Source organism: Alcaligenes endophyticus, from assembly GCF_026344035.1.
GTDB classification, from domain to species: Bacteria; Pseudomonadota; Gammaproteobacteria; order Burkholderiales; family Burkholderiaceae_B; genus Alcaligenes; species Alcaligenes endophyticus.
Genome location: NZ_JAPKND010000006.1, coordinates 161,480 through 178,441, shown reverse-complemented (window position 1 = coordinate 178,441; position 16,962 = coordinate 161,480). Strand labels below are relative to the sequence as shown.

Annotated in this window: 17 protein-coding genes; 13 read left to right on the top strand and 4 right to left on the bottom strand. The window is 50.7% G+C overall.

The window, feature by feature from the left end; genetic code table 11:
• Position 1 precedes the first annotated feature (1 nt).
• Genes OSH01_RS12040 through OSH01_RS12025 form a run of 4 tightly spaced genes read left to right on the top strand, consistent with a single transcriptional unit; the run spans position 2 to position 3,663 of the window.
• Complete coding sequence (locus tag OSH01_RS12040) at positions 2 to 1,639, top strand: ATPase, T2SS/T4P/T4SS family (RefSeq protein WP_266124358.1); 1,638 nt, start codon at positions 2 to 4, stop codon at positions 1,637 to 1,639.
• 13 nt (positions 1,640 to 1,652) lie between these two features.
• A complete protein-coding gene (locus OSH01_RS12035; RefSeq protein ID WP_266124357.1) occupies positions 1,653 to 2,498 on the top strand; it encodes a type II secretion system F family protein in 846 nt (281 codons plus the stop codon).
• On the top strand, positions 2,495 to 3,346 hold the full coding sequence (locus tag OSH01_RS12030; RefSeq protein WP_266124356.1) for a type II secretion system F family protein: 852 nt from the start codon (positions 2,495 to 2,497) through the stop codon (positions 3,344 to 3,346). Before OSH01_RS12035 ends, OSH01_RS12030 begins: the two co-directional genes overlap by 4 nt.
• Positions 3,346 to 3,663: a DUF192 domain-containing protein gene (locus tag OSH01_RS12025; protein WP_266124355.1), complete on the top strand. Its 318-nt coding sequence runs from the start codon at positions 3,346 to 3,348 to the stop codon at positions 3,661 to 3,663. Before OSH01_RS12030 ends, OSH01_RS12025 begins: the two co-directional genes overlap by 1 nt.
• On the opposite strand, the gene OSH01_RS12020 is transcribed toward OSH01_RS12025, so the two are convergent.
• The gene (locus tag OSH01_RS12020; RefSeq protein ID WP_266124354.1) at positions 3,626 to 4,402 is read right to left on the bottom strand and encodes a BPSS1780 family membrane protein; all 777 of its coding nucleotides are present in this window, start codon (positions 4,400 to 4,402) and stop codon (positions 3,626 to 3,628) included. The two genes, OSH01_RS12025 and OSH01_RS12020, sit on opposite strands and share 38 nt — an antisense overlap.
• Before the next feature lie 23 nt (positions 4,403 to 4,425).
• Positions 4,426 to 5,394, bottom strand: coding sequence for a homoserine kinase (locus tag OSH01_RS12015; RefSeq protein WP_266124353.1), 969 nt, complete (start codon positions 5,392 to 5,394; stop codon positions 4,426 to 4,428).
• 203 nt (positions 5,395 to 5,597) lie between these two features.
• Here OSH01_RS12015 and dusA point away from each other — a divergent pair, with 203 nt between their 5' ends.
• Positions 5,598 to 6,605, top strand: coding sequence for a tRNA dihydrouridine(20/20a) synthase DusA (gene dusA / locus OSH01_RS12010; protein WP_266124352.1), 1,008 nt, complete (start codon positions 5,598 to 5,600; stop codon positions 6,603 to 6,605).
• Positions 6,606 to 6,633: 28 nt separating this feature from the next.
• Here dusA and OSH01_RS12005 read toward each other — a convergent pair whose 3' ends face one another.
• Positions 6,634 to 7,089, bottom strand: a complete 456-nt coding sequence (locus OSH01_RS12005) for a CBS domain-containing protein (protein WP_266124351.1) — start codon at positions 7,087 to 7,089, stop codon at positions 6,634 to 6,636.
• A gap of 30 nt (positions 7,090 to 7,119) precedes the next feature.
• Positions 7,120 to 8,448, bottom strand: coding sequence for a YihY family inner membrane protein (locus tag OSH01_RS12000; protein ID WP_266124350.1), 1,329 nt, complete (start codon positions 8,446 to 8,448; stop codon positions 7,120 to 7,122).
• 80 nt (positions 8,449 to 8,528) lie between these two features.
• On the opposite strand from OSH01_RS12000, the gene OSH01_RS11995 reads away from it, so the two are divergent.
• The 8 genes from OSH01_RS11995 to asd all read left to right on the top strand — a co-directional run bounded on the left by OSH01_RS11995 (position 8,529) and on the right by asd (position 16,962).
• Entirely contained in the window at positions 8,529 to 8,918 is a 390-nt protein-coding gene (locus OSH01_RS11995) for a DUF2069 domain-containing protein (protein WP_266124349.1), read from the top strand.
• Between the two features lie 18 nt (positions 8,919 to 8,936).
• Positions 8,937 to 10,406 (top strand): protein adenylyltransferase SelO, encoded by a 1,470-nt coding sequence (locus OSH01_RS11990; protein WP_266124348.1) that lies wholly within the window; start codon positions 8,937 to 8,939, stop codon positions 10,404 to 10,406.
• A gap of 72 nt (positions 10,407 to 10,478) precedes the next feature.
• Positions 10,479 to 11,546 carry a chorismate synthase gene (gene aroC, locus OSH01_RS11985; protein WP_266124347.1) on the top strand — a complete coding sequence of 356 codons (1,068 nt, stop codon included), beginning with the start codon at positions 10,479 to 10,481 and terminating at the stop codon, positions 11,544 to 11,546.
• A gap of 19 nt (positions 11,547 to 11,565) precedes the next feature.
• Complete coding sequence (locus OSH01_RS11980; RefSeq protein ID WP_266124346.1) at positions 11,566 to 12,396, top strand: M48 family metallopeptidase; 831 nt, start codon at positions 11,566 to 11,568, stop codon at positions 12,394 to 12,396.
• Between the two features lie 235 nt (positions 12,397 to 12,631).
• The gene (gene leuC, locus OSH01_RS11975; RefSeq protein ID WP_266124345.1) at positions 12,632 to 14,035 is read left to right on the top strand and encodes a 3-isopropylmalate dehydratase large subunit; all 1,404 of its coding nucleotides are present in this window, start codon (positions 12,632 to 12,634) and stop codon (positions 14,033 to 14,035) included.
• 10 nt (positions 14,036 to 14,045) lie between these two features.
• Entirely contained in the window at positions 14,046 to 14,696 is a 651-nt protein-coding gene (gene leuD / locus OSH01_RS11970) for a 3-isopropylmalate dehydratase small subunit (protein WP_266124344.1), read from the top strand.
• Positions 14,697 to 14,720: 24 nt separating this feature from the next.
• Positions 14,721 to 15,794 (top strand): 3-isopropylmalate dehydrogenase, encoded by a 1,074-nt coding sequence (gene leuB, locus OSH01_RS11965; protein ID WP_266124343.1) that lies wholly within the window; start codon positions 14,721 to 14,723, stop codon positions 15,792 to 15,794.
• 43 nt (positions 15,795 to 15,837) lie between these two features.
• The gene (asd, locus tag OSH01_RS11960) at positions 15,838 to 16,962 is read left to right on the top strand and encodes an aspartate-semialdehyde dehydrogenase (protein WP_266124342.1); all 1,125 of its coding nucleotides are present in this window, start codon (positions 15,838 to 15,840) and stop codon (positions 16,960 to 16,962) included.

Here is a 16,962-nt window from a genome sequence, read left to right as displayed (position 1 = left end):
CATGATTGACCGCCTAAATGTTGAGGTTAGCGTAACAGGGCAGGGCGTGCAGCAGCACACCGTGTTGCTACCCCTTGAGTTAGGGCGCGGGCATCCTATATTGGCGCCGCGTAGCTTGATGCTTGCACGTCGGCACGCGGCAATTTTGCGCCGTGCTTCAGGGCTTTATCTGCAAGATTTGGGAAGTCTATTAGGCACACGACTAAATGGCGTTAGGGTATCAAGCGAACAAATTATTGAGGCCGGTGATGTCATTGAGCTTGGGCCGTATCGCATACGTATTCTCGATTTTCAGCTGGTTAACTTGGCTCGGCAAGAACAAGAGATCATTTTATCGGCGGGGCACCAGCCGGATGAGTCCGATTCTACGCCTGAAGCTAGGCTAAATCTTGCGCAGCCAAGCGACGAATTGTCTGCGCAACTGTGGGCAGCGCTGTCTCGCTTACACGCTGAATTATTGGTGCGTTTGGATTTGGCCCGGCGCGATCTTAGTCAGGTAAGTGATAAAGCCTTGTATCAAGAGGCTTATGAGCTAATGGGGCAGATCTTAACCGCCGACTATAGCTACACCGCTGCGCAAAAACAGTATTTGCAAAAAGCAGTCTGTGACGAGGCTTTGCGTCTCGGTGCCCTGGAGGTGCTTCTGGCCGATGGGCAGGTCAGTGAAATCATGGTGAATCGATTTGATTGCATATACATAGAAAAATCTGGGCGTTTACTACGAAGTTCCGTGCGGTTTAGCTCCGAGCACGCGTTTCGAGCGGTGTTGGATCGCATTGTGGCGCCTTTAGGGCGTCGTTTGGACGAGCAGTCTCCCCTAGTGGATGCGCGCTTGAGCGATGGTTCACGGGTGCATGCCGTGATTGCGCCGATAGCTTTACAAGGTGCCTGCTTGACCGTGCGTAAGTTCCCGCAACACACCTTAAGTATGGCCGACTGGCAAGTGTCCGGTGGCTTATCTAGTGACATGGCGGCCTTTCTGCACCAGTGTGTGCTCGCCCGTATTAATTGTTTGTTGGTGGGCGGTACAGGTACAGGGAAAACGAGCTTATTGAATGCATTAAGTACCTGGATTCCTGAGCATGAGCGCATCGTCACGATTGAGGATACGGCGGAGTTACGCTTACAGCATCAAAACTTGGTGGCACTTGAGGCCAGGCCACCCAATAGTGAGGGCTCTGGAAATATCGATATACGCGAGTTATTACGTAATGCCCTGCGTATGCGTCCCGACCGCATTATTGTGGGTGAGTGTCGTGGGGCCGAGGCTTTCGATATGCTCAGCGCTATGAACACCGGCCATGAGGGGTCGTTGAGCACCTTGCATGCGAATAGTCCACGTGACGCCTTAAGTCGCTTAGAGAGCATGGTCTTGATGGCAGGCTTGGAGTTACCCTTATCGGTTGTGCGTGAGCATATTGTGGCATCCGTGCAGTGCTTGGTTCAGTTGCGTCGCTTACCCTGTGGGCGACGCTTGATCGATGAAATTGTGGAGGTAAGCGGAATTGAGTCAGGACGCATACAAACGCAAAGCTTATATCGGTACCACAGTGAGCCTTCACCTGTTTTTATAGCCTCTGAATTGGCGGCACAGTCGCCTCGTTTGCGCTCGGTATGGGCGGGCTTAATGGCAAGCTAAAAAAGGGGCTTTCATGTTCGTCTTGGTGCTACTGAGTAGTTTGTTTTTTGTCTTGAGTGCCGTGCTGTTAGTAGGCCGTGCGACGGGTTATAGCGTGGCGTGGTACTACCGCCGCTTGCTAAAACAGTGGCAAATAACGCTGCAAGAGTTCTACTTTTTTCTCGATAGTTCGCTACTGTGGCGTCTAGGCTTAAGCGGCCTTGCTGGGCTTGTCGTGCTTATTGTTGGCATGGGTGGCTCATGGACAGTGTTGACGATCATGCTGATACTGGCTTTAGGGGCTCCTTTTTTGCTATTGCAGCGCTTGCGTAGCCAAAGGTATGCCCACATCGAGCAACAGCTTCCTGATTTTGTGCAGGCTTTGGCGGCTGCTTTACAAGCAGGTACTGGGCTGCAGTTGGCATTGCAGGCATTAGGCGCCAGGGCGCCAGCGCCCTTAGGCCAAGAGCTACGTTTTATGCTGCGACATATGCGTTTGGGTATGGGAATGGGTGAAGCGCTTTGGGTATTACACCAACGCACTCGTAGCTCGGGGGTGTTGTTGCTGCGAGCTTGCCTAGAGCTGGGCTTACATCAAGGAGGCGGGATGGGCGAATCCCTGCAGCAGTTGGCGCTTAGCTTGCGGCAGGCTTTGCACTTGCGTTTACGCATGCGTGCTTTAACTGCTCAAGCGCGTTTGCAGGCCTGGGTCATGTGCATATTGCCCTTCTTGTTGGCGATAGTGCTGTATTGGCTGGATCCGCAGGCGTCGACCTCGGTCTGGTTAAGTGAAGTAGGCCTGGGGGCCGCACTGCTGTTGGGCGTTTTATTGTTTCTAGGGATACGCTTTATCGTGTTAATTTTGCGAGATCTAGAATGAGCCTAGTATTTTACGGTGCGTCGGTTCTATGCCTATTGTGTGTCATGGTGCTGAGTTTGCGTTGGCGTACTCGTGCACGCACTTTGCGGCTTGAAAAGGGGGCTTTTGAACGGTTTTTTGGCCAGCCCGTAGCGCAGATAGTGTTGCAGATCAGTGGTGAGGCCCAATGGCGGCAACGTTTAGATCGAGCAGGGCTGTATACGCAAACCCCTTTGGGCTTTCTGAGTGCAGTGCTACAGCAGTGTTTGGTTCTGTGTATAGCAGCGTGTCTAATACTCGCTTTAAGCTTGCAGTCCGGCGGCGTGGGAGTGTTTTTGGGGTTGGTGTTAAGCGCTGGTGTGATGATGTGGCGAATTCAAGGGCTATCGCGTGCGTGGCAACGTCAGCGTCGGCAGTTACAACGAGAACTTCCGTTCCTTTTTGATCTGCTGGTGATGGCTTTAGAAAGTGGGGCTGGTTTTAATGTGGCATTGCAGCGCATCTATGCGTTAACACCCAGCCCACAAAGTCGGCTTATGCTGGCCCGTTTGCTGGAGTGTTTAAGCGCGGGCATGGGACGTCAGCAGGCCTTACAACACTATGCCGAGCATATGCAACTCGAGGCCTTACATCAATGGGCTTGGACGCTAGAGCAGGCCGATAGCTTTGGGATTAGTCTTGCGCCCTTGTTGCGTATTCAGGCTACACAGTTGCGGGAGCGTTTGTTGCAACAAGGTGAGCAAAAAGCCCTACAGGCCCCGTTGAAAATGCTGTTGCCCTTAAGCTTATGCCTGATGCCATGTACTTTTATTGTGTTGTTGTTGGGCTTAGGGGCGCAGCTGTTTCCTTTATTGACCGGGCAAGCCTAATGCTGACGTTACATGTTGCCAATACCTTATGGACGCGCTGGCGTGGATTGAATGCTTATCCACCTGTAGAGCGCACGTGCATAGCCTTACTGTTAAAACCGTGTCGCACGATTCACACTTACACCATGCAGGCGCATATTGATGTGGTGTTTATTGATAAGTACGGAGCGATACTGCGCTATTGCCCCAATACGCCCAAAAACAGGATACGCACATGCAGGCAGGCATGGGCAGTGCTAGAAGCCCCTGCAGGGCAGGGCCTGCAGGCTTGGCGTTTGCTTATGCGCGAGCTTCAGGGGGGCGTACGCCAAAAATAGTTAAATAGGCGGGATAAAAGCTGGCGTACAGTACGGCCATCAAAATCATATTGATGGGGGTGAGAATAAACTGCACGGTGGCCGATTGCATGCCGCTACTTAACAGTACGCTCGTTAACTGTTTGGTGGCAAAAATCAGGCCAAACCAAAAAGCTCCGTAGAGTAAAAAGCCCCATTTATTACGCCAACAGGCAACCATGGAAAAAAACAGAGCTTGTTTAATGGGGATGTGATGCCAGCCTACTAGAGCGGGAGTGTGCCAAAACAAACCGGACAGTAATACATACAGCACTGTGAACAGCGTCATGGGTTTTTGCATGGCTTGAAGCAAAGCGGTAAATTCCACTTGGCCCTGATGATCTACCGCCTGCATGATGTCATCCATAAACGGGGTGATGGCAACAAAAGCGATGATTAGGCTACAGAGCATATACAAGAAGCCCAATCGGACTAACTGTGTGCGCGTATTAGCGGGCTTGACCGGTTGCAACCAATCGCCCAAACGCATGGTGTGTTGTTGCTCAATACGCCAACTGGCATTGAGCACTATAAATGTCATGCTTGGGGTTAGCACGAGTACTGCTGCCTGGCCTAATAAAGGCAGTATAAAGCTGATTTGCAACAAAATATGGGTAGCTAAACTCCAAAATAGCAAGGCGAGCGGTTGCGCTTTAAATAAGCGCCACCCACCTTGTATCCAATAAAAACCATAAGTGGGGGGAAGCGAATGAGCTTGCATAGGAGATCAGATAAGAGTTGGATCTAAGGCAGAGCAGGTACACCGAACTGACGGCGCTGCTGTAAAACACGCTCAAAGTGGCGAGGATCGTGAGGTTTTAGTGTTTGCGCTGGGCGGGGCAGGTGGAAGTCATAGAGGCGGGAAATCCAAAAGCGCAATGCCGCAGCTTGTATGATAATTGGCCATGCTGCACGCTCAGCATCGGTATAGGGGCGAACTTGAGCGTAGGCGCTGAGCCAAGCCTGAGCTTTTTCGATCTGTAGAGCTCCTGTTAGCCTATCGATGCACCAATCATTAACGCCGACCGCGATGTCGAAAATCCATGTGTCACAGCCAGCAAAGTAAAAATCGATGAAACCGCCGAGTTGAGGGTTCTCATGCGTGCCAGCAAACAGCACATTATCGCGGAATAGATCACAGTGTGAAGGGCCGCGTGGTAGTGACAAGTACTGCTCGGTTTGTGCGTAGTTGCTTTGCTCGGAGAGCACCGATTGTAAAAGATCGGCCTGTTCGGGGCTCAGAAAAGGGAGTACCTTTGGTGCGTTTGATTGCCACCAAGATAAGCCTCGCAGATTGTCTTGACGAATGGGGAAGTCTTGTGCAGCTAGGTGCATGCGGGCCATCGCCGTAGCTGCCTGGCGGCAGTGTTCGCTGCTAGGCTCGGGCTCGTAGCCGCCCTCTAGTTTGGTCACAATTGAGCACGGTTTATTGTGTAAGGTAGTGATGCGTTGACCATTTAAGCCCGTTTGAGGTTCAGGGACCAATTGCCCCGCACTGGCTAAATGGTGCATGAGTTCAATATAAAAAGGCAGTTGCTCGTGCGTGAGTACCTCGAACAGTGTGAGTATGTACTCGCCCTGAGTGGTGTTGAGAAAGTAGTTGGTGTTTTCAATACCAGCACTAATTCCACGCAAAGAAACAAGTTCGCCTAAGTTATATTGTTTTAGGAGTTGTCGGGCATCATCATCACTGACAGGGGTAAATACAGCCATGCTTGTTATCAATAAGTAGGTAGTAGACCGCTAAAAATAGAGCGGAGTGAGCCACATAAAGGGTTGATTTTAGACCAGTCCTTGATACTTTGTCGGCATGCCGACTGGAAATAGGCATAGATAGGCTGAAACTGTGCGGGTAAACTTATAAAATAAGGGCTTAGGCCTCATAATTTTATTGCCTGTGCTCAGGCTTGGGTTTCATGCGTATTCTTACTTTGCCTCAAGGCTATCCGAATCCAGAGTTTTGGCGTCTTAGTGTGGCGCCAATGATTGATGTAACGGACCGTCATTGCCGCTATTTTCATCGTTTGCTGGCACCTAAAGCACTGCTTTACACGGAAATGATCAGTACTGGTGCTATTTTGCATGGTGATGCTGCGCGGCATTTGGATTTCGATGCTGCAGAGCAGCCCGTGGCTTTACAGCTAGGGGGCAGTGAGCGGCACGATTTGGTGCAAGCCGCTAAAATTGGAGAACAGTGGGGATACAGCGAAATTAATTTAAATTGTGGCTGCCCTTCGGAGCGAGTGCAAAAGGGGGCCTTTGGCGCTTGCTTAATGGCCGAGCCACAACTGGTGGCCGATTGCTTGAACGCGATGCAAGATGCTGTGCAGGTGCCCGTGACGGTTAAACATCGCCTTGGCTTGGATTATTCTGATTCATATCAGTTTGTGCAGGACTTTGTGGGTGCCGCGTATCGCTTAGGCTGTCGAGTGTTTATTGTGCATGCCCGCAACGCTGTTTTAAAGGGATTATCGCCTAAGGAAAACCGCGAAATTCCACCGCTGCGTTACGATTGGGCAGCGCAGTTGCAGCAAGACTTCCCCGATGCGCTTTTTGTATTGAACGGGGGAATTGCTGACGCAGAGCAGGCCCTAGCGCTTTGTGAGCAGCATGATGGGGTAATGTTAGGCCGAGCAGCCTGGCACACGCCACAAGTCTTAGCTGATATTCATAGGCGTTTATGGCCTGAGCACAACTTGCTGAGTGAGCAAGACATCGTGGCGCATATGCACCGTTATGCGATTGAGCAAATGCAGGTGGGTCAGAACCTAAGGCTGGTCTTGAAAAGCATGATGGGTTGGCCACATGGTAAAAAAGGTGCTCGCCAGTGGCGTCGCACCTTATCGGATCCGGCTAACTACAAGACAAACAGCGCCGATATCTTGTTGCAGGCATGGGCTGAGTTACAGAAACTTAACCCCTAGGCTTGCGCCCACTGACTAAGCAAGGTGTTTAGTCAGTGGTTGTACCGTCGTTAGGCCAGTCGCGAATGTAGGCTTTCAGCATTTTGTTTTCGAACTCTTGTGCATTGACGATGGCGCGGGCCATGTCATAAAAAGAGATCACGCCTAACAGCAACGGGCCATCCATAACGGGTATGTAACGTGCGTGCTTATCTAGCATGAGCCGTTGTACTTCGTCAGCGCTGGTGTTAGGGGTGACGCTGACGGGGGCGTCATCCATAATGCTGCGCACGGTATAGCTGTTGCCTTGCTCTGGGTGAGCATCCCAATGGCGAATGAGCTCGCGGAAAGTGAGCATGCCTACAAGTTGGCCATGCTCCATGATGACTAAAGACCCGATATCAAGTTCGCTCATGCTTTTTACGGCATTCGCAACGGTCATGTCAGGTGTGCCGGTATAGAGAGTGTCCCCTTTTACACGCAGAATTTCACTGACCTTTAGCATTTTTATACTCCTGGCTGCTATAGCGGCGGTTCAAGTGGAAGAAAGGGCGTTGGCACTACCATCTTGCGGCGGTAGTGCTTGACGTGCTGCTAGCAATTCGGGCTGATTAAATAAAGCCTCAAGATGCGTGACCCCATCTTCCAGCGCGTTAGATAAATAATCGATAAGGTATTTTACCGGACCTGCGCTGATTAGCGAGCGGTTCAGTAAAAATACATCAAGTACTTGATTTATGCGAACTTGGCGTAAGTCGCTACAGAGTACCCAAGATTCTGTTTTGTTTTGCTCGGTATTGGCAACCCACCCCATTTGTTTCAGTTGCTCTAGCACCGTGATGAGCTCGTCGGCGTCGCGCTCTAGGGCGTAACTCAAGTCTAGTAAGCTCATTCCTGTCTGGCCTGCACGTTGACGTAGCCAAAGCGTGTAGAGAAGATTGATGGCATCTGCGAAATCTATGCCAGGCACATTTCTATCCATCCAATGTCGATGACGGAGCTCGGGTAATAAGGCGGCAATAGAGGCTCCGAGTAATACAATCATCCAAGAGATATAGATCCACAGTAAAAAAATGGGCAGGGTTGCAAAAGCTCCGTAAATTATGGTGTAGGTAGGAAAGCGGGTGAGATAAAAGGCGAATCCGGCACGCATTAGTTCTAAGGCGAGCGCCGTAAATAAAGCTCCCATGAACGCATCGCGCCACCAAATTTTTCGATTAGGAACAAATAGAAATAAGGCGGTAAAGCCGATTAAACTAAACAGAAATGGCAAATAAGTGAGAAGTAGATTGACCGGGCCTGACAGGGCGTTGATGTACCCCAATGAAGAGCTGGCTAGAACTGAGCTTGCCCATAAGCTGGCGCCTGTAAAAATAGGCCCTAGCGAAATAATGGCCCAGTACACCAGAAGGCGCTGGGTCAGTGGACGCTGCTGATGGACTTGCCAAATATCGTTGAAGGTTTGGTCTATCGTCATGATCAGCATGATAGAGGTCACAATCAGAAACAGGCTACCGATGGCCGTAAGGCTAGAAGCCTTGGCGGCAAACTGGTTTAGATACATCATGATATTGTCCGAGACATTTTCCGGCATCAGGCTGCGCGTCAGGAAATCTTCTAGAGCTCCTTGAAATTCATTGAACAGTGGAAAGGCCGTAAACAAAGCTAACACTACCGTCAGTAAAGGAACCAAAGCAAGTATGGTGGTGTAGGTTAAACTGGACGCTACTTTCATTAAGTCTTTAGCGATGAGGCGCTTTAGCACGTAGTGCAAATTGCTCCAAAGCTGCGCCCAGCGAGAAGGTTCCGGTACGGCTATCGGCTCATCCAAAGTAGGGGTCAGACTTTCCGTTTGGCTATTCATGTAGCGTTAATCCTTTTGACAGTGGAAGCAGGCGCGTGCGGGCGCACTGTGGCCTACTTTTTCGAGTCATAATAACAAGTATGCAAGCACGTTTAAATCCAGTATTACATCGTTTGGCCGCTGTTGCCTACGTCGCTCTCATCGTCGTCTGTGTGGCGTGGGAGCTTTATTTCGCGCCACTAAAGCCTGGCGGTTCATGGATGGCATTAAAAGTATTGCCATTATTCATTCCTTTACGAGGTGTACTTAAAGGTAACCTTTACACTTTGCAATGGGCGTCCATGTTTATTCTTTTATACTTTGCCGAAGGCGTGGTGCGGGCGTGGTCTGACCCTTCTGCAGCAAGTTTACCTTGGGCTTGGGCCGAAATTGTTTTATGCAGCGTGTTTTATTTCTGCGCTATTTTTTATCTCTGGCCATCCAAAAAAGCCGCTAAAGCGCGTGCCAAACAACAAAAGCAGTCGGCCTAAGTTTTTATGGGGGTGGCAGTGTCAAGAGCATTTGCAGAAGTAGATATTGCACAGGATTTTGCTAATTTGGGGCCCGAGTTCTCTACTCGCGTGCCATGTCAACCGTTAAGTAATGCGCGTTTGCTTGATGTGAATACTGATCTGGCAACTGAACTAGGTTTATCGCCCGACACGCTAGCAGCACCTGAGTTTCTGGCAGTCGTATCAGGGCAAAGCCCGATGCCCAATAGTGAAACGGTGGCTGCGGTATACAGCGGTCATCAATTTGGTGTTTGGGCGGGACAGCTAGGAGATGGCCGTGCCCATTTGCTGGGGCAGATTAACACCCCGCAAGGACCGCAGGAGTTACAACTGAAAGGCTCGGGTAAAACGCCTTATTCCCGCATGGGAGACGGTCGTGCGGTACTACGTTCTAGCGTGCGTGAGTATCTGGCCAGTGAAGCCATGCACGGTTTAGGCATAGCCACCTCGCGTGCCTTGGCGCTGGTAACATCCGATACCCCTGTGTACCGGGAAACAGTGGAGACGGCAGCCATTGTGACGCGCGTAGCCCCTAGCTTCATACGTTTTGGCACGTTTGAGCATTGGTCTACTCAGCCTGATGTGTTGAAGCGTTTGCTTGATTATGTGGTGGATCAGTTCTACCCCGAGTGTCGGCACGGTATTTCCGTTGGCGATACGCAGCAGGTGGCAGAACGCTTGCTTGCTCAAGTCAGTCAACGCACTGCATACATGGTGGCTGATTGGCAAACCGTAGGGTTTTGTCATGGCGTCATGAACACTGACAATATGTCGATTCTAGGGCTAACTATTGATTACGGCCCCTATGGTTTTATGGACACGTTTCAGGTGAACCATGTGTGTAACCATAGCGATACACACGGACGTTACGCGTGGAATACACAGCCGTCCATTGCGCATTGGAATTTATACCGATTAGCCAGCGCATTAATGGGATTAGACCTGAATTCGGAAGGTTTGAAAGCGGTGTTGCAAGATTTTGAGACCCATTTTTTGCACCGTTATTATGCTAACGCACAGGCTAAGTTCGGTTTTAATCAATGGCAAGACGGTGACGCGCAATTATTAGATGACTGGTGGCGGTTATTGCACCACGGCCAGGCGGATTTTACCTTGGCTTTCCGGGCGCTGGCCACTGCACCCGAACAAGAAGATGATTTCCTAGCCTTGTTTGCACAAGCGGAACAAGCAGAAAATTGGTTGGCAAGCTATAAACATCGTTTGACCGAGCAGGCTATAGATCCCCATATCCGTCGTGAAAATATGAATGCCGTTAATCCGCTTTATGTATTGCGTAATTATTTGGCAGAGCAGGCGATTCAAGCGGCTAAACAAGACGATCCCGCGGAAATCGACACACTTTTACGGTTACTGCGGGCTCCTTATACTGAAGTGCCAGGTTTTGAGGCGTATGCAGCAGCGCCGCCCTCGTGGGCTCAAGGCTTGTCGTTAAGTTGCTCTTCGTAATGGCAACTGGGCGCTGGGCCTGAACAATGCCATAATCTTGGTTTCCTTATTGTTTTTTTTCTACATACATATATGTCCGGCAATACTCTAGGCAAGTTGTTTTGCGTAACCAATTACGGTGAGTCGCATGGGCCCGCAATTGGTGCGGTGATTGATGGTTGTCCTCCGGGTCTGGAGCTTAGTGCAGAAGACATACAGTTTGAGTTAGACAGACGGCGCCCCGGCACATCTAGGCATGTGACCCAACGCCGTGAACCGGATGAAGTGGAAATTTTGTCTGGCCTATATGAAGGACGTACGACAGGCACGCCAATAAGCCTGTTAATCCGCAATACCGATGCGCGCAGTAAAGATTACGGCAACTTGTTAGACACGTTTCGTCCTGGACATGCCGATTATACGTACTGGAAAAAATTTGAGAATCGCGACCCTCGTGGGGGCGGACGCTCCTCCGCTCGGTTAACAGCACCTACCGTCGCGGCAGGTGCAATTGCCAAAAAGTGGTTGCGTGAGCAGTACGGTGTGCTGATACGCGGCTACATGAGCCAATTAGGCCCTATCCGTATTCCGTTTCAAACGTGGGATAGCGTAGCGGACAATCCGTTTTATGCCCCCAATCCGGGTATCGTGCCCGAGCTTGAAGCCTATATGGATGAACTGCGTAAAGAAGGGGACTCTATCGGCGCTCGTATCGAGGTCGTGGCAGAAAATGTACCAGCCGGTTTGGGTGAGCCGCTCTACGATAGATTAGATGCAGATATTGCCCATGCCATGATGGGTTTAAACGCCGTCAAGGGTGTTTCTATTGGGGCAGGCTTTGAGAGTATTACCCAAAAAGGCTCCGAGCACGGCGATGCGATTTATGCCGATGGCTTCGGCTCTAACCATGCGGGCGGTGTGCTAGGGGGAATATCATCAGGGCAAGATGTCACCGTGTCCTTAGCGATTAAGCCCACTTCTAGTATTCGTACTATGCGTCCCTCTATTACTCGCTCGGGCGAAGCGATTGAGGTGCAGACCTTGGGGCGTCATGACCCTTGTGTCGGCATACGTGCGACGCCTATTGCAGAGGCGTTACTAGCAATTGTTTTGATGGATCATGCTTTGCGTCAGCGTGCGCAATGCGGCTTAACGAGGTAAGCAAAACGGGGGTAAGTTTATGTTGAGCTATACACGAGTAACGAAATGGACGTGCACAGGTTTAGTAGTGGCCGTGCTAGCCGCTTGTGCAGCGGTGAATACGACTTCCAGTGGGACGGTGGGTGTTGATCGTAAACAATGGATGTCAGGTTTGGTCTCCGAGACTGAACTCAATCAAGCGGCCCAACAAAACTATACTCAAGTATTAAGCCAAGCTCGGTCTCAAGGCGCGTTAGATAAAGACGCTGCGCAAACGAACCGAGTTAAAAACATTGCCAACCGTTTGATTCGACATGTGGATGTGTTTCGGCCCGATGCAAGGGCGTGGAATTGGGAGGTTCACGTGATCTCGTCCAATGAACTGAACGCATGGTGCATGCCCGGCGGGAAAATGGCGGTTTATAGTGGTTTAATCAAACAGTTAAACTTAACGGATGCCGAGTTGGCGGCGATTATTGGCCATGAAATGGCGCATGCCTTGCGCGAGCACTCGCGCGAACAAGTGTCACAACAAATGGCTACTTCGGTGGGTCTGTCGGTGTTGTCGGCGGTGCTGGGACAGCCTGGAGTGCAAGACTTGGGTGGCCGCCTAAGTGAGGTAATGTTTACCTTGCCTAATAGCCGTCAACATGAAACCGAAGCGGACCTGATCGGGGTTGAACTGGCGGCCCGCGCTGGTTACGATCCGCGTGCGGCAATCACCTTGTGGGAAAAAATGGCAGCGGTAGAAAAAGGCCAGCAACAGCCTGAGTTCATGTCCACCCACCCCTCGTCGACAAGCCGTATCAACGAATTACGTACTATTACTGAACGAGTCATGCCTTTATACCAGGCGGCTCCTAAGGCATAAGGGGAGTGGCTCTGGTTAGGCACAGCCACAAATAAGTGGGTATTTCTCTTCTATGGGTACGGGGATCCATGCTGGCGTGCGGGCGTTTGCTGAAAAAACAGGTTTGGTATCCTATTAGGGTGGTAGTGCTAATACTAGGATACTCAATGGTCTTGTTGCGCTATCCGCTAATGGCATAATTCAATCCATAGCAGGGTTAAGCTTTTTTATTCCCATTTTTTCAGTGAGTTCAACCATGGCCAAGACCTTATACGACAAGCTGTTTGATGCCCATGTCGTGCATCAGGAAACCGACGGCACCTGTTTGCTGTACATAGATAGACATTTGTTGCACGAGGTCACCAGCCCTCAAGCGTTTGAAGGTTTGGAAATTGCAGGACGCAAACCTTGGCGTGTTAGCGCTAACTTAGCTGTGGCTGATCATAACGTGCCGACCACCTCAAGAGCCGAAGGCATTAGTGACCCTATTTCCCGTTTGCAGGTAGACACGCTGGACGCTAACTGCGAAAAATACGGTATTACAGAATTCCGTATGAATGATTTGCGTCAAGGCATTGTGCATATTGTGGGGCCCGAACAAGGGGCGACCTTGCCTGGTATGACTGTGGTGTGCGGTGACTCGCACACCAGCACGCATGGAGCAGTAGGTGCTCTAGCTTTTGGTATTGGTACCTCCGAAGTCGAGCACGTTTTGGCAACTCAGACATTGCTGATGAAGAAAGCCAAAAGTATGCTGATACGCATAGAAGGTAAATTGCCCTTTGGGTGCACCGGTAAAGATTTGATCTTGTATGTAATTGGCCAAATTGGTACAGCGGGTGGTACGGGCTACGCCATTGAGTTTGCTGGTTCTGCGATTCGCGACCTTAGCATGGAAGGCCGCATGACGGTGTGTAATATGGCGATTGAGGCAGGTGCGCGCTCTGGGATGGTCGCGGTAGACGATAAAACTATCGAGTACATGCGAGGTCGCCCTTATGCGCCTAAAGGAGCATTGTGGGATCAGGCTGTGGAGTACTGGAAAACCTTGCATTCTGACGAGGGAGCGCAGTTTGATAAGGTCATTAACATTGATGCGAGTCAAATCACACCTCAGTTAACCTGGGGAACTTCGCCTGAAATGGTTTTACCTATCGATAGTCGCGTACCAGACCCAGAAAAAGAAAAAGACGACGTTAAACGCAGCGGCATGGAGCGTGCGCTTCAATACATGGGGCTGGAGCCTAACACCCCGTTAGTCGATATTCGCATTGACCGCGTATTTATTGGTTCCTGTACCAACGCCCGCATTGAGGACTTGCGTGCGGCAGCTGTGGTTGCCAAAGGACGTAAAGTCGCCAGCAATGTAAAACAAGCCATGATTGTGCCTGGCTCCGGCTTAGTGAAACTGCAGGCTGAGCAAGAAGGGTTGGATAAGGTGTTTCTGGATGCCGGTTTCGAGTGGCGTGAACCCGGTTGTTCTATGTGCTTGGCCATGAATGCCGACCGTTTAGAGCCCGGTGAGCGTTGCGCTTCCACCTCTAACCGTAACTTTGAAGGCCGTCAGGGTATGGGTGGTCGTACTCATTTGGTCAGCCCCGCCATGGCTGCTGCCGCAGCGATTGCTGGCCATTTTGTCGACGTGCGTCGTTTTAACTAAGGAGGGTACTATGCAAGCTTTTACTACACACCAGGGCTTGGTAGCCCCCTTGGATCGTGAAAACGTAGACACCGATCTGATTATTCCAAAACAGTTTTTAAAATCCATTAAACGTACAGGCTTTGGCCCAAATTTGTTCGACGAATTGCGTTATCTGGACCACGGCGAACCCGGTATGGATAACAGTAAACGGCCGTTGAATCCGGATTTTGTCCTGAATCAAGCGCGATATCAGGGGGCTTCAATATTGTTGGCACGCAAAAACTTTGGCTGTGGGTCTAGCCGCGAGCACGCGCCGTGGGCCTTGGTGCAGTACGGTTTTCGCGCCATTATTGCCCCGTCTTTTGCGGATATTTTCTTTAATAACAGCTTTAAAAACGGCCTGTTACCCATCGTGTTAAATGAGCTCGATGTCGCTCGTCTGTTCGATGAGGTCAAGGCATTCCCCTCGTACCAATTGCGCATTGATCTGGCAGAACAAAAAGTGATCACTCCCGAGGGGCGCGAGCTGCATTTTGATATTGAACCGTTCCGTAAACATTGCTTGTACAACGGCTTGGACGATATTGGCCTGACCTTGCAAAAAGCGGACCAGATTCGTGCCTACGAGGCAGAGCGTTTAGCACGTCATCCATGGTTAGTGGGTGGCCCACAAGCCTAATCGAATTTTTACTGAGTATTTAACATGACTTACAAAATTGCAGTATTGCCCGGTGATGGCATTGGGCACGAGATTACCGAACAGGCGCAGCGTGTATTAGCAGCCTTAGGCTTAGACCTCGAAATGACTACGGCAGCGGTTGGGGGGGCAGCGTATGACGCTTCAGGGCATCCATTGCCACCCGAAACACTCAAGCTGGCTCAAGAGTCTGACGCCGTGCTGTTTGGTGCAGTGGGCGATTGGAAATACGACTCCCTAGAGCGTCATTTGCGTCCTGAGCAAGCTATTTTGGGTTTGCGTAAAGCCATGGGTTTGTTTGCCAATTTGCGCCCAGCTATTTTGTACCCCCAATTGGCCAATGCGTCGACACTGAAGCCCGAGGTGGTGTCTGGTTTAGACATCTTGATCGTGCGCGAACTGACCGGGGATATTTACTTTGGTCAGCCACGTGGCGTACGCCAAGTGGAGGATGGCCCCTTTAAAGGCGAGCAACAAGGCTTTGACACCATGCATTATGCGGCCAGCGAAGTGCGCCGTATTGCACACGTCGCTTTTCAGGCAGCGCAAAAGCGTCAAAAACGTTTGTGCAGTGTAGATAAAGCTAACGTTTTGGAAACGTCTCAATTTTGGCGCGATATCGTCATTGAAGTAGCCGCCGAATACCCAGATGTAGCATTAACACACATGTATGTGGATAATGCAGCCATGCAATTAGTGCGCGCACCCAAAGAATTTGATGTAATAGTTACAGGTAATTTATTTGGTGATATTTTGTCTGATGAAGCAGCCATGCTCACCGGTTCTATCGGTATGCTACCTTCTGCTTCGCTCAATGCGTCAAAACAGGGCTTGTACGAGCCTAGCCATGGATCCGCACCCGACATAGCAGGTCAAAATAAGGCTAATCCCTTAGCGACTATTTTGTCAGCGGCCATGCTCTTGCGTTATTCTTTAAATGAAGAAGCACAGGCGGCGCGTATCGAGGCGGCCGTTGCCAAAGTGCTAGAGCAAGGTTTGCGCACGGGTGACATCCATGAGGCGGGCACTACTTTGGTGGGAACTCGTGAAATGGGCGATGCCGTGTTAGCAGCCTTGTGATAAGGTTTTTTTAATTTTTTAGTACATATCAGGTAGAACAAACATGACTCAAGCGGTAGGTTTGGTTGGCTGGCGCGGCATGGTGGGCTCTGTGCTCATGCAGCGTATGCGCGACGAAGGTGATTTTTCGCTTTTTCAGCCAGTGTTTTTTTCGACCAGCAATGCTGGCGGCGCTGCTCCCGAGTGGGCAGACGGCGCGGGCCCTTTGCAGGACGCTCACGATATAGACGCCTTAAAAAAGCTGCCCATTATTGTGACCGCTCAAGGTGGAGATTACACATCCCAGGTCTACCCAACGTTGCGTGCAGCAGGCTGGGACGGCATTTGGATTGATGCCGCCAGCACACTGCGCATGCATGAAGACTCCGTCATTGTGCTTGACCCAGTGAACCGCAATGTAATTGATGCCGCTCTAGCGAAAGGCGGTAAACAGTTTATTGGGGGAAACTGTACCGTTAGCTGCATGTTGATCGGCTTGGGCGGTTTGTTCACCCATAATCTGGTCGACTGGATGACCAGCATGACGTACCAAGCTGCATCCGGTGGTGGCGCGCAACACATGCGCGAACTGCTGACTCAGTTTGGATTGTTAAATGAGGCAGTGGCGCCTTTGTTAGCAGATCCGGCGGCAGCCATTTTGGAGATTGACCGCGGTGTATTGGCAGCCCAAAAAGCCCCATCCTTGCCTCAGCAGCACTTTGGTGTGCCACTGGGCGGCAATTTAATTCCCTGGATCGACTCTGATTTGGGTAACGGCATGTCACGTGAAGAATGGAAAGGTGGTGCCGAAACCAATAAAATTTTGGGGCGCAGTGCGCAGGACGCACAGATCCCAATTGATGGCTTATGTGTGCGTATTGGTGCTATGCGTAGTCATAGCCAAGCCTTGACGATCAAATTGACTAAAGATGTGCCTTTGAACGAAATTGAGGACATCATTGCGCAGGGTTCGCAGTGGGCTAAAGTAGTACCGAACGAGCGTAACGCCACCATGCAGCAACTCACTCCGGTTGCCGTGACAGGCACTTTGGATATTCCGGTTGGACGCATACGTAAACTGGCGATGGGGCCCGAGTACATCAGCGCGTTCACCGTTGGCGATCAATTGCTGTGGGGAGCGGCAGAGCCATTGCGCCGCATGCTACGCATTGTTTTGGGCGAACTCTAA